The following is a 14,483-nucleotide window of genomic DNA, read 5'->3' as shown; positions in this document are numbered from 1 at the left end:
TTGTGAATCGACATTGTTAAAAAAATAATGTTGTAAGTGAACATTGTCTGGAAGGACATCTCTTGGCCGCGAAAAAGAATTCTGTAGCTCCGCAACGTATTTCATTCGCCAAGATCCGCGAACCCCTAGAAGTTCCAAACCTATTAGCGCTCCAAGTTGAGAGCGTTGACTGGCTATTGGGTAACGACTTGTGGCGTTCACGTCTTGCGCAATCAACAAATACAAATCGTGGAGAACTTCCATCAAAATCAGGTTTAGAAGAAATCTTCGAAGAAATTTCACCGATCGAAGATTTCCAGGGCACTATGTCGCTCTCATTCCGCGATCACCGCTTCGAGCCACCTAAGTATTCAATCGAAGATTGCAAAGAACGCGATATGACTTACTCGCAGCCACTATTCGTGACTGCTGAATTCACCAACAACGAAACCGGTGAAATTAAGTCACAGACTGTCTTCATGGGTGACTTCCCTGTAATGACAAAGCGCGGAACATTTGTAATTAACGGAACCGAGCGCGTTGTTGTTTCACAGCTCGTACGTTCACCAGGTGTTTACTTCGAACGCACAATCGAAAAGACATCAGATAAAGATGTATTCACTTCAAAGATCATCCCAAGCCGCGGCGCTTGGCTTGAATTTGAAGTTGATAAGAAAGATCTCGTTGGTGTTCGCATCGACCGCAAGCGTAAGCAATCTGTAACTGTCTTCTTGAAGGCGCTCGGTTGGACCGAAGAACAAATTCTTGAAGAGTTTGGTGACTTCGAATCAATGCGTGCAACTCTTGAAAAAGATACAGTCAAGACACAAGATGAAGCGCTGCTAGATATCTACCGCAAGCTTCGTCCGGGCGAGCCACCAACTAAGGAAGCTGCTCAAAACCTTATCGAGAACCTCTATTTCAATGTAAAGCGCTATGACCTGGCCAAGGTCGGTCGCTTTAAGGTAAATAAGAAGCTCGGTCTAGATCAAGAACTTTCACAGAGCATTCTTACTATCTCTGACATCGTTGCAACGCTTCGCTACCTCGTAGCGCTGCACCGCGGCGATCTAACAATGGATTACGGCCGCGAAGTTCGCGTTGAAAAGGACGATATCGATCACTTCGGTAACCGTCGTCTTCGCACAGTTGGTGAGCTAATTCAGAACCAAGTTCGCATCGGTCTATCTCGTATGGAACGTGTAGTTCGCGAACGTATGACAACTCAAGATGTAGAAGCAATTACTCCACAGACTCTGATCAACATCCGTCCGGTTGTTGCATCGATCAAGGAGTTCTTCGGAACATCTCAATTGTCACAGTTCATGGATCAGACAAACCCACTTTCAGGTCTTACACACAAGCGTCGTCTTTCAGCGCTCGGACCTGGTGGTTTATCTCGTGACCGCGCAGGCTTCGAAGTTCGCGACGTTCACCCATCTCACTACGGACGTATGTGCCCAATCGAAACTCCTGAAGGACCAAACATTGGTCTTATCGGTTCGCTTGCAACTTACGGTCGCGTAACTGCTTTCGGATTTATCGAAACTCCTTACCGCAAGGTTGTAAAGGGTCGCGTTACAGATCAGGTTGATTACCTAACTGCAGATGAAGAAGATGAACACATCATCGCGCAGGCAAACGCACCACTTACAGATGACAACCACTTTGCAGAAGCGCGCGTACTCGTACGTCGTCGTGGTGGCGAAGTTGAATACATCATCGGTGATGAAGTTGATTACATGGACGTTTCACCACGCCAGATGGTTTCTGTTGCAACAGCAATGATTCCGTTCCTTGAGCACGACGATGCTAACCGCGCGTTGATGGGCTCAAACATGATGCGTCAGTCAGTTCCTTTGATGCGCGCAGAAGCGCCACTTATCGGTACTGGCATGGAATTCCGCGCTGCAGTAGATGCCGGTGATGTTGTTACAGCAACTCATTCAGGTGTTGTTACTGAAGTATCTGCCGATGAAGTAAAGGTCATGGGCGATGACGGTACTTACCAGACATACTCACTATCTAAGTTCTCACGCTCTAACCAAGGAACTTCATACAACCAGAAGGTTGTTGTCTCTGAAGGTCAGAAGCTTGAAGTTGGCTCAGTAATTGCAGATGGTCCATGTACCGAAAACGGTGAAATGGCTCTCGGTAAGAACTTGCTCGTGGCATTTATGTCATGGGAAGGCCACAACTACGAAGATGCGATCATTCTTTCGCAGCGTCTCGTACAAGATGATGTTCTTACATCAATCCACATTGAGGAATACGAAGTCGATGCTCGCGACACCAAGCTAGGTGCCGAAGAAATCACTCGCGATATCCCTAACGTTTCTGAAGAAGTACTTGCAGACCTCGACGAGCGCGGAATTATTCGCGTCGGCGCAGATGTCGTCCCTGGCGATATCTTGGTTGGAAAAGTAACTCCAAAGGGCGAAACTGAATTAACACCTGAAGAGCGTTTGCTTCGTGCAATCTTCGGAGAAAAGGCTCGCGAAGTTCGCGATACATCTCTTAAAGTTCCACACGGCGAGTCAGGAAAAGTTATCGGCGTAAAGATCTTCGAATCAGAAGAAGGCTTCGAGCTTGCAGCTGGCGTTAACCAATTGGTTCGCGTCTACGTTGCACAGAAGCGCAAGATTCAAGATGGTGACAAGCTTGCTGGTCGCCACGGTAACAAGGGTGTTATCTCCAAGATTCTTCCAGTTGAAGATATGCCATTCCTTGAAGATGGAACTCCAGTAGATGTAGTTCTTAACCCGCTCGGCGTTCCAGGTCGCATGAACGTCGGTCAGGTTCTTGAAATGCACCTCGGCTGGGTTGCAAAAACTGGTTGGGATCTCTCTGGCGTCGATGAAGCGTGGCAGAAGCACATGCGCGCAATCGGTGCAGAAAAGGGAACTCCTGGAACTAAGTTCGCAACACCTGTCTTCGACGGTGCACTTGAAGATGAAATCTCAGGTTTGCTATCAAGCACTCTTCCAAACCGCGATGGCCTTCAGCTAATCGGCCGAAGCGGAAAGGCTAAGTTATTTGATGGCCGTTCCGGTGAGCCATACCCAACTCCAATTTCAGTTGGATACATGTACATCTTGAAACTCCACCACTTGGTTGATGACAAGATCCACGCACGTTCAACTGGTCCATACTCAATGATCACGCAGCAACCACTCGGTGGTAAGGCTCAATTCGGTGGTCAGCGATTTGGTGAAATGGAAGTTTGGGCACTTGAAGCCTACGGAGCTGCTTACACACTCCAAGAACTCCTCACAATTAAATCTGACGACGTTCTCGGACGCGTAAAGGTTTACGAAGCGATCGTTAAGGGCGAGAACATCCCTGAGCCAGGTATCCCTGAGTCATTCAAGGTACTTATCAAGGAAATGCAATCACTCTGCTTGAACGTCGAAGTTCTCTCTTCAGAAGGTGTCGCAATTGAAATGCGCGATAACGATGAAGAAATTTTCCGTGCCGCCGAAGAGTTAGGTATCAACTTGTCACGAGTTGAACCAAGCTCTGTAGAAGAAGTTTGAGAGAGGGATAAATAACTATGTTAGATGTCAACTTCTTTGATGAATTAAGAATCGGTCTCGCATCGGCTCAGAACATTCGTGATTGGTCATTTGGCGAAGTAAAGAAGCCAGAGACAATCAACTACCGCACACTCAAGCCAGAGAAGGACGGACTCTTCGACGAGAAGATCTTCGGACCAACTCGTGACTGGGAATGTTATTGCGGTAAGTACAAGCGCGTTCGATTTAAGGGAATCATCTGCGAGCGTTGCGGTGTTGAAGTAACACGTGCCAAGGTTCGTCGCGAACGTATGGGACACATCGAGCTTGCCGCTCCTGTAACCCACATCTGGTACTTCAAGGGCGTGCCTTCACGTCTTGGTTATCTACTTGATCTTGCTCCAAAGGATCTTGAAAAGGTTATTTACTTCGCTGCATACATGATCACAGAAGTTGATGCAGAAGGCCGCGAAGAAGATATGCCACAGCTCGAGAAGAAGCTGGCTAACGATCGTAAGAAGATTGAAACCCGTCGCGACAATGATCTCGATGCTCGCCAGAAGAAGCTCGAATCTGATCTTGCTGAACTCGAAGCAGAAGATGCAAAGTCAGATGTAAAGCGCAAGGTTCGCGAATCTGCAGAGCGTGAGCTCAAGGCACTTCGTGATCGCGCTGAACGCGAAATCACTCGCTTGGAAGATGTTTGGGCTCGCTTTAAGAACCTCAAGGTTCAGGATCTAGAAGGCGACGAGAACCTCTACCGCGAAATGCGCGATCGTTACGGAATCTACTTCAAGGGTGACATGGGAGCTGCTGCAATTAAGAAGCGCCTAGAAACTTTTGATCTCGAAGCTGAATACGCGATCCTCACCGACCTTTCTGAAAATGGAAAGGGCGCAAAGAAGACTCGCGCTATCAAGCGTCTTAAGGTCGTAAATGCATTTATGACAACAAGCAATCACCCAGCATCAATGGTGCTCGATTGCGTTCCGGTTATCCCACCAGATCTACGCCCAATGGTGCAGCTCGACGGTGGACGCTTTGCGACTTCAGATCTAAACGATCTCTATCGCCGCGTTATCAACCGTAACAACCGTTTGAAGCGTCTTGCTGATCTCGGTGCTCCTGAAATTATCGTCAACAACGAAAAGCGTATGTTGCAAGAAGCAGTTGATGCTTTGTTCGACAACGGTCGTCGTGGTCGTCCAGTAACTGGTCCCGGCAACCGTGCGCTTAAGTCACTATCTGACATGCTCAAGGGTAAGCAAGGTCGTTTCCGTCAGAACTTGCTCGGAAAGCGCGTTGATTACTCAGGTCGTTCAGTAATCGTTGTTGGTCCACAGTTGAAGTTGCACCAGTGCGGTCTGCCAAAGCAGATGGCGCTAGAACTCTTCAAACCATTCGTAATGAAGCGTCTTGTAGATCTCAACCACGCGCAGAACATTAAATCTGCAAAGCGTATGGTTGAGCGCGCACGTCCAGTTGTTTGGGATGTTCTTGAAGAAGTAATTGCAGAACACCCAGTGCTTCTAAACCGTGCTCCTACTCTTCACCGTCTAGGTATCCAAGCTTTCGAACCACAACTGGTTGAAGGTAAAGCAATTCAGATCCACCCACTCGTATGTACAGCATTTAACGCTGACTTCGACGGTGACCAGATGGCTGTGCACTTGCCACTATCTGCTGAAGCGCAAGCAGAAGCTCGTATCTTGATGTTGTCTTCAAACAACATCTTGTCTCCTGCTAACGGTCGACCAATTACATCTCCTACACAGGACATGGTTCTTGGTTTGTACTACCTCACCATGGAACGCGAAGGCGAACTCGGCGAAGGCCGCGCATTCGGTTCTGTTGCTGAAGCGATCATGGCTCATGATCAGCACTCAGTTTCATTGCAGGCAAAGATCAAGATCCGCCTCACAAAGACTGGCGAAACAATTGAAACAACAATTGGTCGCGCACTCTTCAATGAAGCACTTCCTGCAGATTTCCCATATGTCGATGTTGATGTCACCAAGAAGCAACTTGGTGCAATCGTCGACAAGTTGGCTGAGTTCTATCCAAAGGTAACAGTTGCTCAAACTCTTGATGCGCTTAAGTCACTTGGATTCCACTGGGCAACTCGCGCAGGTGCAACAATCGGTATCGAAGATGTTGTTACACCTCCTCGTAAGAAAGAGATCCTCGAAAGCTACGAAACACAGGCTGACAAGGTTCAATCACAATACGAAAAGGGTCTCATCACAGATGACGAGCGTCGCCAAGAGCTCATCGAAATTTGGACCAAGGCAACCGCTGAAGTTGGTAAAGAGATGGAAGAAAACTTCCCTCGCGTCAACCCAGTTTGGATGATGGTCTACTCAGGTGCTCGCGGAAATATGATGCAGATCCGTCAGATCGCAGGTATGCGTGGACTTGTAGCTAACCCAAAGGGTGAAATTATTCCTCGCCCAATTAAGGCTAACTTCCGTGAAGGTCTCTCAGTACTCGAGTACTTCATTTCAACGCACGGTGCACGTAAGGGTCTTGCAGATACAGCGCTTCGTACCGCTGACTCTGGTTACTTGACTCGTCGTCTCTGCGACGTTGCACAAGATGTAATCATTCGCGAAGAAGATTGCGGAACCGATCGTGGTCTCGTACTTCCAATCGCAACACGTCAGCAAGCTGGCAACCTTGTAAAGCACGATCACGTTGAAACATCTGTCTACGGCCGCACCTTGGCTGATGACATTGAAGTTAACGGAACCGTTCTTGCTAAGGCTGGCTCAGATCTTGGTGACCGCGTCATCGATGCACTAGTTGCTGCCGGTGTCGACGAAGTTAAGATCCGCTCAGTTCTAACTTGCGATAGCAAGGTCGGACAGTGCGCAGCTTGCTACGGTCGCTCACTTGCTGCAGGTCAACTTGTTGCAGTCGGCGAAGCAGTCGGAATTATCGCTGCACAGTCAATCGGTGAGCCTGGTACACAGCTAACAATGCGTACCTTCCACACTGGTGGCGTTGCAGGTGATGACATCACTCACGGTCTTCCACGTATCGTCGAGCTCTTCGAAGCACGTACACCTAAGGGTGTTGCGCCAATCGCAGAGACCGCCGGCGTTGTTTCATTCCGTGAAGATGCAAAGGGTAAGAAGATCGTCGTAACACCAGATGATGGTGGCGAAGAAGTTGCTTACCCAATCACACGTCGCCAGAAGCTACTTGTAGAAGAAGGTTCACGCGTTGAAGTTGGCCAGAAGATGGTCGTCGGCGCAATTGATCCAAAGCAGGTACTTCGTATTCTCGGACCACGTGCAACACAAGTTCACTTGGTTAACGAAATCCAATCTGTTTATCGCTCACAGGGCGTAGGCATTCACGATAAGCACATCGAAGTAATCGTTCGCCAAATGCTTAAGCGCATTACAGTGCTTGAAGCAGGAGATGCGGATCTACTTCCTGGCGAACTCGTAGAACGCGGTCGCTTTGAAACCGAAAACCGTCGCGTAGTCACAACAGGTGGCAAGGCAGCCTCAGGTCGCCCAGAACTTATGGGTATCACCAAGGCATCACTTGCAACCGAGTCATGGCTATCAGCGGCTTCATTCCAGGAAACAACTCGCGTACTTACAGATGCTGCGCTTTCAGAGAAGAGCGATCCATTGCTCGGTCTGAAAGAAAACGTAATCATCGGTAAGTTGATTCCTGCTGGTACCGGCCTTGCTCGTTACCGCAATATCCGCGTTGAACCAACGGAGGCAGCAAAGGCTGCGGTCTACGCTGCATACGATGAGTACGACTTCACACCATTCGATCAGGGTGGTTCAGGCGAAGCAGTTCGCTTGGATGAAGTCGAGATTCCTCGCTAGTTAAAATCACCAAAGAGGCTCAATCCCACAACGGATTGGGCCTCTTTGCTTTTCCTGGAACCCCTGCCATCTAAATAAATCGTTGGTTGGGACAGGCCTTTCTTATTACACTCGCACAATGAGCGATGGCAAAAAATTCCACGTTGCACGTCACGATGAACGCGAACTATTTGATCGCGATGCAATAAATCGCTTATTAGATAACCAATATGTAGCCCACGTGGGCTTTATCGATCAAGATAACCATCTTCCCTTTGTTATTCCAATGGGCTTTGCTCGCGACAACGACCGGATTTTGCTCCATGGCTCAACTGGTTCGCGCATGATGCGCCAGATCGCACAAGGGATCGATCTCTGCGTGACTGTAACCCAGCTAAATGCAATTGTCGTAGCGCGCTCATCATTTAACTCATCTATGAACTACGAATCGGTAATGATCTTCGGGGTTGCTCGCGTACTTGAAGAGTCCGAGAAAGATCTAGCGCTGGAGCGAATTACCGAAAAGTTGGTGCCTGGCCTTTCAAAATACGGTCGCCCCTTGGTAAGTAAAGAAATTGCTGCAACGATGATCGTTGAACTCTCGCTCAATAAAATCTCGGCAAAGTCACGCGAAGGTGATCCTTTAGATGATGACGAAGATGTAGCTCTACCGATTTGGGCGGGCATACTTCCGATTGAAACAAAGCTCGGTGCACCAATTACCGCAGCAAATGCTGCTGGTATTGCTGTTCCTTCACATATCGCTAATTAATTAGCGCTTAGCGCAGCGAGTGCAACTTCCACCATGTCATTGAGAGTGCGCTCTCTGGCATCTGCATCCATCGCTTCATGCGTGATCACATGATCGGAAACAGTTAATACAGCAAGTGCTTTCTTTCCCTTACGTGCAGCGATTGAGTACAACTGACTTGCTTCCATTTCAAGAGCTAGTACACCGTGCTTGATTAATTTTTCGTTGGCATCGGTTTCATCATAGAAATAATCCATCGATGAAACTCCACCAACATGAACGCGATCAAATTTCTTGGAAGCTTCATGTGCTGCTTGCAATAAGCCGAAGTCGGCATGCGGTGCGAAATCCAAACCGTTTGTGAAGCGACGATTGATATTGGAATCAGTCGAGGCCGTCATCGCCAAAATTAAATCTCCGACTTTTGTCTTCTCTTGGATCGCACCGCATGTGCCGATACGGATCGCAGACTCAACGCCGTGTTCATTGAAGAGCTCAGTTACGTAAATAGATAGAGAAGGAAGGCCCATTCCGGTGCCTTGTACCGAGATCCGCTCACCGCGGTAGGTGCCGGTGTAGCCGAACATATTTCGAATCGAGTTGTACTGCTTGGCCCCATCCAGATAGTTCTCGGCCACCCATTTCGCCCGCAAAGGGTCGCCTGGGAGGAGGATTTTCTCGGAGATTTCGCCCTTTTGGGCTCCAATGTGAAGGCTCATGGGCGCCATTATGTCTCTAAACGGCGAGCCGAAAGCGACACGCCGAGCGCCAAAAATCTTCAATTTTGAGGCCAGGGGAGCCCTAGAAGAGTAAAAGGGCCGTTTTGACCTTTACGCCTGAACCCCGATACCCTTCGCGTCTGCTCTTTTAAGAGCTTTTTGCCTTGCCCCTGTTAAGAAATTATCAGTTGCAACTGCGCATCGGGTGCAACACACCCGACCGCGTGGGTCGGACAACGAGCGTAAAAAAGCAGTAACCGAAATGGAGACGAAGTGCCAACGATTCAACAACTAGTTCGTCGTGGTCGTGCAGAAAAGACTACGAAGACAAATACACCTGCGCTAAAAGGTTCACCACAGCGTCGCGGTGTATGTACACGTGTGTACACAACAACACCTAAGAAGCCTAACTCTGCGCTTCGCAAAGTGGCACGTGTTCGTTTAACAAGTGGCATGGAAGTTACTGCATACATCCCAGGTGAAGGTCATAACCTACAAGAGCACTCCATTGTTCTTGTTCGTGGTGGTCGCGTAAAAGATCTACCTGGCGTTCGTTACAAAATTATTCGTGGATCACTCGATACACAAGGTGTTAAAAACCGTAAGCAATCACGTTCACGTTACGGTGCTAAGAGAGAGAAGAAGGCTAGCTAATGCCACGTAAAGGTCCGGTCGTAAAGTCTCCAGTTGTTGCAGATCCTGTTTACAACTCACCAGTTGTTACTGCACTAATCAACCGCGTATTGCTTCACGGCAAGCGTTCAACTGCTGAAAGCATTGTCTATCACGCACTTGAAGGCACACGCACAAAGACTCAGGTTGATCCAATCATCACTTTGAAGCGCGCTCTCGACAACATCAAGCCTGCAGTTGAAGTACGTTCTCGCCGCGTTGGTGGAGCTACTTACCAGGTTCCTGTTGAAGTAAAAGCTGGTCGCTCAACAACTTTGGCACTTCGCTGGTTAATCGATTACTCACGACTACGTCGCGAGAAGTCAATGGCAGAGCGTCTAATGAACGAACTAATCGATGCATCAAACGGTCTCGGAGCAGCAGTAAAGCGCCGCGAAGATACCCACAAAATGGCAGAAGCAAACAAGGCGTTTGCTCACTACCGCTGGTAATTAAGAAACTAAAGAATTCAAAAGTTGAGAAGAGGATAATTAATTGGCAACGTCAACAGTAGAAAAGATCGATCTAGCTACGGTTCGCAATATCGGAATCATGGCTCACATCGACGCGGGCAAAACCACTACTACTGAGCGCATCCTTTTCTATACAGGTATCTCATACAAGATCGGTGAAGTGCACGAAGGTGCGGCAACGATGGACTGGATGGAACAAGAGCAAGAGCGCGGTATCACTATCACCTCTGCTGCAACCACATGTATGTGGAAAGACCATCTCATCAACATCATCGATACACCTGGCCACGTTGACTTCACAGTTGAAGTAGAGCGTTCACTCCGTGTTCTCGATGGCGCAGTTGCTGTATTCGATGGCGTTGCCGGTGTTGAACCACAATCTGAAACAGTTTGGCGTCAAGCAGACCGTTACTCAGTTCCACGTATTTGTTTCATTAACAAGCTAGACCGCACAGGTGCTTCATTCGATAAGTGCGTAGGCATGATCAAGGATCGCCTAAATGCAGTTGCTCTAGTTCTACAGCTTCCAATCGGAAACGAATCAGATTTCATTGGCGTCGTCGATCTTCTAGCAATGAAGGCGCTTGTATGGCGCGGCGAAACCAAAAAGGGTGAAGATTACACAATTGAAGAAATTCCAGCAGATATGTTGGAGAAGTCAAAGCAAGCTCGTCACGAGATGATCGAAACTCTCGCCGAGAATGACGATGTCGTAATGGAGAAGTACCTCGCAGGTGAAGATCTCTCAGAGGCAGAGCTAATCGCAGGTATCCGTCGCGCAACAATCGCTGCCAAGCTTTCCCCAGTTCTTACTGGTTCTGCATTTAAGAACAAGGGCGTTCAGCCAATGCTCGATGCAGTAACTCGTTACCTTCCATCGCCACTAGATATCGATGCAATCGTCGGTACCGACATGAACGATAAAGAGAAGGAAATGAAGCGTCTTCCAAAGAATGACGAGCCTTTCTCAGCGCTGGCATTCAAGATCATGACTGATCCACACCTTGGAAAGCTCACATTTATCCGCGTGTACTCAGGTGTACTTGAGACTGGTTCAACAATTCTTAACTCAACAAAAGATCGCAAAGAGCGCATCGGCAAGATCTACCAAATGCACGCTAACAAGCGCGAAGAACGCGACAACGTTGGCGCGGGCATGATCGTTGCGGTTATGGGACTTAAGGACACAACAACAGGAGAAACACTTTGCGATCCTGCAAAGCCAGTAATCCTCGAGTCAATGGACTTCCCAGCGCCAGTTATCTCTGTTGCTATCGAACCAAAGACCAAGGGCGACCAAGAAAAACTCGGCGTCGCGATCCAGCGTCTATCTGAAGAGGATCCAACTTTCCACGTCAACACTGACGAAGAAACCGGCCAGACAATCATCGCTGGTATGGGCGAGCTCCACCTTGAAATTCTTGTAGACCGTATGCGTCGCGAATTTAAGGTTGAAGCAAACGTTGGTAAGCCACAGGTTGCTTACCGCGAAACTCTTCGTAAGCCAGTTGCACGTCACGACTACACACATAAGAAGCAGACCGGTGGTTCAGGTCAGTTCGCAAAGATTCAGATCGCAATTGAGCCACTTCCAACTGGTGAAGTTGAAGGCGGTTACGAGTTCGTAAACAAGATCACTGGTGGTCGCGTTCCACGCGAGTACATCCCTTCAGTTGATGCAGGTTGCCGTGAAGCAATGACCGCAGGTCCTCTTGCTGGCTACCCACTTACAGATGTACGAGTAACTCTTCTTGACGGCGCGTATCACGATGTTGACTCATCGGAGCTCGCTTTCAAGGTGGCTGGTATCGCAGCGTTTAAGGAAGCAGCAAAACTTGCTGATCCTGCAATTCTCGAACCAGTGATGCGCGTCGAAGTTGTTACCCCTGAAGACTTCATGGGTGATGTCATCGGCGACATCAACAGTCGTCGTGGCCAAATTCAGGCCATGGATGAGCGGTCAGGTGCCCGCGTTGTTAGGGCGCTAGTTCCGTTGTCAGAGATGTTCGGCTATGTCGGAGATCTCCGCTCCAGAACACAAGGTCGCGCGAGCTACAGCATGGAATTCGATTCTTATGCCGAAGTTCCAGGCAATGTGATGAAAGAAATCATCGCAAAAGTTCGTGGCGAATAAAACTCCCTAAACAAAGCACAACCCCTAATAACTAGCACTAGAAAAACGAAAGAGGAAACAAAATGGCAAAAGCCAAGTTCGAGCGCACTAAGCCGCACGTAAACATCGGCACCATTGGCCACATCGATCACGGTAAGACAACTCTTACTGCTGCGATCTCCAAGGTGCTTCATGACAAGTTCCCAGACCTTAACGCTGCAACAGCATTCTCTGATATCGATAAGGCGCCAGAAGAGCGTCAACGCGGTATCACGATCTCTATTGCACACATCGAATACCAGACTGAAAAGCGTCACTACGCACACGTTGACTGCCCAGGCCACGCTGACTACATCAAGAACATGATCACTGGTGCTGCACAGATGGACGGCGCAATCCTCGTAGTAGCTGCAACAGATGGTCCAATGCCACAGACTAAAGAGCACGTTCTTCTTGCTCGCCAAGTTGGCGTTCCATCAATCGTTGTTGCTCTTAACAAGTCAGATATGGTCGATGACGAAGAAATTCTTGAACTCGTTGAAATGGAAGTTCGCGAACTTCTATCTAAGTACGAGTTCCCAGGCGATGACACTCCAATCGTTCGCATCTCAGCACTTAAGGCACTTGAGGGTGACCAGAAGTGGGCAGATAAGTTGATGGAGCTCATGGATGCAGTAGATGCATTCATCCCACAGCCAGCACGCGAAATCGACAAGCCATTCCTTATGCCAGTTGAAGACGTTTTCACAATCACAGGTCGTGGAACAGTTATCACCGGTCGTATCGAGCGCGGCGTTGTAAAGGTCAACGAAGAAGTTGAAATCGTTGGTATCCGCACTGAAGCTCAGAAGACAACAGTTACAGGCGTTGAAATGTTCCGTAAGTTGCTCGACGAAGGTCAGGCTGGCGAGAACGTCGGTCTTCTTCTTCGTGGACTAAAGCGTGAAGATGTAGAGCGTGGTCAGGTTGTTTGCAAGCCTGGCTCAATCACACCTCACACAGAGTTCGATGCATCTGCATACATCCTTTCAAAGGATGAAGGCGGTCGTCACACTCCATTCTTTAACAACTACCGTCCACAGTTCTACTTCCGTACAACTGACGTAACTGGCGTAGTAACACTTCCAGAAGGCACCGAAATGGTTATGCCTGGCGATAACACTGAAATGGCTGTACAGCTAATTCAACCAATCGCTATGGAAGAAGGACTTCGCTTTGCGATCCGCGAAGGTGGCCGCACAGTAGGTGCAGGTCGCGTTACAAAGATCAAGAAGTAAACAAAAAATCCGTTGTTGATGCGCCGGCGGCGTTAAAACCGCCGGCGCAAAAACAGGAAAAGTTTTAAAAGAAGTAAAAGCTTGAAAACTAAAAATTAACTAGTAGTAAAAACGAAAGAGGAGAACGACATGGCGGGACAAAAGATCCGCATTCGACTCAAGGCCTATGACCATGAGGTGATTGACTCTTCAGCGAAGAAAATCGTTGAAACAGTTGAGCGCACAGGTGCAACGGTCGCGGGTCCAGTGCCGCTACCAACAGAGAAGAACACGTATTGCGTGATTCGCTCTCCTCACAAATATAAGGACAGCCGCGAACACTTCGAGATGCGCACACATAAGCGCCTAATCGACATCATCGACCCAACACCTAAGACTGTTGATTCATTGATGCGTCTTGACTTGCCAGCTGGCGTCGACATCGAGATCAAGCTCTAAGGAAAGGACGAGAAACATGACATATACAACTCAATCTGCCGGCTCGTCCATTAAGGGCGTTCTCGGTAAGAAGCTCGGAATGACACAAGTTTTCGATGCCAACAACAAGATGATTCCTGTAACTGTAGTTTCAGTTGAATCATGTGTTGTTACGCAAATTCGCACACCTGAAAAGGATGGCTACTCAGCCGTGCAACTTGCTTACGGTGCAATCGATCCAAAGAAAATTTCAAAGCCGCTAACAGGCCACTATGCAAAGGCAGGCGTCACTCCTCGTCGCTCCGTTGCAGAACTGCGCACACTGTCAGCTGCTGAATACACAGTTGGCCAAGAAATCGGCGCAACTACTTTCGCTGCTGGTGACATCGTTGATGCAACCGGCACAAGCACAGGTAAAGGAACTGCTGGTGTTATGAAGCGCCACGGTTTCGGTGGTCTTGGTTCATCTCACGGTGTTGATCGTAAGCACCGCATGCCAGGTTCAATCGGTGCTTGCTCTACACCAGGTCGCGTTTTCAAGGGAATGCGCATGATGGGCCGTATGGGTGCAGAGAAAGTCACAACACAGAACTTGTTAGTTCAATCAGTTGATGCAGAAAATAACTTGCTACTCATCAAGGGTTCAGTACCAGGTCCTGATGGCGCATTGGTGTTCATCCGCTCTGCTGCAAAGAAAGCAATCTTTGAAACAGCATCAGGAAAGGTTGGTGCATAAC

The 14,483-nt window shown here is 48.5% G+C and carries 10 protein-coding genes; 9 read left to right on the top strand and 1 reads right to left on the bottom strand.

The features are described from left to right. Positions 1-62: 62 nt before the first annotated feature. The 3 genes from rpoB to A1sIIB106_RS05805 all read left to right on the top strand — a co-directional run bounded on the left by rpoB (position 63) and on the right by A1sIIB106_RS05805 (position 8,096). Positions 63-3,515: a DNA-directed RNA polymerase subunit beta gene (gene rpoB / locus A1sIIB106_RS05815; RefSeq protein WP_223298671.1), complete on the top strand. Its 3,453-nt coding sequence runs from the start codon at positions 63-65 to the stop codon at positions 3,513-3,515. Between the two features lie 17 nt (positions 3,516-3,532). Continuing rightward, positions 3,533-7,345: a DNA-directed RNA polymerase subunit beta' gene (locus tag A1sIIB106_RS05810; RefSeq protein WP_095677657.1), complete on the top strand. Its 3,813-nt coding sequence runs from the start codon at positions 3,533-3,535 to the stop codon at positions 7,343-7,345. Between the two features lie 118 nt (positions 7,346-7,463). After that, on the top strand, positions 7,464-8,096 hold the full coding sequence (locus A1sIIB106_RS05805) for a pyridoxamine 5'-phosphate oxidase family protein (RefSeq protein ID WP_095677656.1): 633 nt from the start codon (positions 7,464-7,466) through the stop codon (positions 8,094-8,096). Here A1sIIB106_RS05805 and deoD read toward each other — a convergent pair. Next, positions 8,093-8,794: a purine-nucleoside phosphorylase gene (deoD, locus tag A1sIIB106_RS05800; RefSeq protein ID WP_095671541.1), complete on the bottom strand. Its 702-nt coding sequence runs from the start codon at positions 8,792-8,794 to the stop codon at positions 8,093-8,095. The two genes, A1sIIB106_RS05805 and deoD, sit on opposite strands and share 4 nt — an antisense overlap. Before the next feature lie 273 nt (positions 8,795-9,067). On the opposite strand from deoD, the gene rpsL reads away from it, so the two are divergent. The 6 genes from rpsL (at position 9,068) to rplC (ending at position 14,482) form a co-directional block, all read left to right on the top strand. Next, positions 9,068-9,448: a 30S ribosomal protein S12 gene (rpsL, locus tag A1sIIB106_RS05795; RefSeq protein ID WP_095526877.1), complete on the top strand. Its 381-nt coding sequence runs from the start codon at positions 9,068-9,070 to the stop codon at positions 9,446-9,448. Then, the gene (gene rpsG / locus A1sIIB106_RS05790) at positions 9,448-9,918 is read left to right on the top strand and encodes a 30S ribosomal protein S7 (protein WP_095671540.1); all 471 of its coding nucleotides are present in this window, start codon (positions 9,448-9,450) and stop codon (positions 9,916-9,918) included. The genes rpsL and rpsG overlap by 1 nt, the downstream gene beginning before the upstream one ends. Before the next feature lie 43 nt (positions 9,919-9,961). Beyond that, positions 9,962-12,073 (top strand): elongation factor G, encoded by a 2,112-nt coding sequence (gene fusA, locus A1sIIB106_RS05785; protein WP_095671539.1) that lies wholly within the window; start codon positions 9,962-9,964, stop codon positions 12,071-12,073. A gap of 62 nt (positions 12,074-12,135) precedes the next feature. Next, positions 12,136-13,329, top strand: a complete 1,194-nt coding sequence (tuf, locus tag A1sIIB106_RS05780; protein WP_095671538.1) for an elongation factor Tu — start codon at positions 12,136-12,138, stop codon at positions 13,327-13,329. Between the two features lie 129 nt (positions 13,330-13,458). Next, positions 13,459-13,767 (top strand): 30S ribosomal protein S10, encoded by a 309-nt coding sequence (gene rpsJ / locus A1sIIB106_RS05775; protein WP_017955300.1) that lies wholly within the window; start codon positions 13,459-13,461, stop codon positions 13,765-13,767. Positions 13,768-13,783: 16 nt separating this feature from the next. Beyond that, on the top strand, positions 13,784-14,482 hold the full coding sequence (rplC, locus tag A1sIIB106_RS05770; protein ID WP_095671537.1) for a 50S ribosomal protein L3: 699 nt from the start codon (positions 13,784-13,786) through the stop codon (positions 14,480-14,482). The last annotated feature ends 1 nt before the right edge of the window (position 14,483 follow it).

The sequence above is a fragment of the Candidatus Planktophila lacus genome, assembly GCF_002288325.1.
Lineage (GTDB): Bacteria > Actinomycetota > Actinomycetes > Nanopelagicales > Nanopelagicaceae > Planktophila > Planktophila lacus.
Note: the sequence above shows the minus strand (reverse complement) of the source record. Positions and strands in the feature narration are given on the sequence as shown.

Bases quoted from the DNA above. Each gene is read 5' to 3' on its own strand.
- rpsG (WP_095671540.1), top strand. From the start codon at position 9,448: ATGCCACGTAAAGGTCCGGTCGTAAAGTCTCCAGTTGTTGCAGATCCT.
- A1sIIB106_RS05805 (WP_095677656.1), top strand. From the start codon at position 7,464: ATGAGCGATGGCAAAAAATTCCACGTTGCACGTCACGATGAACGCGAA.
- rplC (WP_095671537.1), top strand. From the start codon at position 13,784: ATGACATATACAACTCAATCTGCCGGCTCGTCCATTAAGGGCGTTCTC.
- deoD (WP_095671541.1), bottom strand. From the start codon at position 8,794: ATGAGCCTTCACATTGGAGCCCAAAAGGGCGAAATCTCCGAGAAAATC.
- tuf (WP_095671538.1), top strand. From the start codon at position 12,136: ATGGCAAAAGCCAAGTTCGAGCGCACTAAGCCGCACGTAAACATCGGC.
- rpsJ (WP_017955300.1), top strand. From the start codon at position 13,459: ATGGCGGGACAAAAGATCCGCATTCGACTCAAGGCCTATGACCATGAG.
- A1sIIB106_RS05810 (WP_095677657.1), top strand. From the start codon at position 3,533: ATGTTAGATGTCAACTTCTTTGATGAATTAAGAATCGGTCTCGCATCG.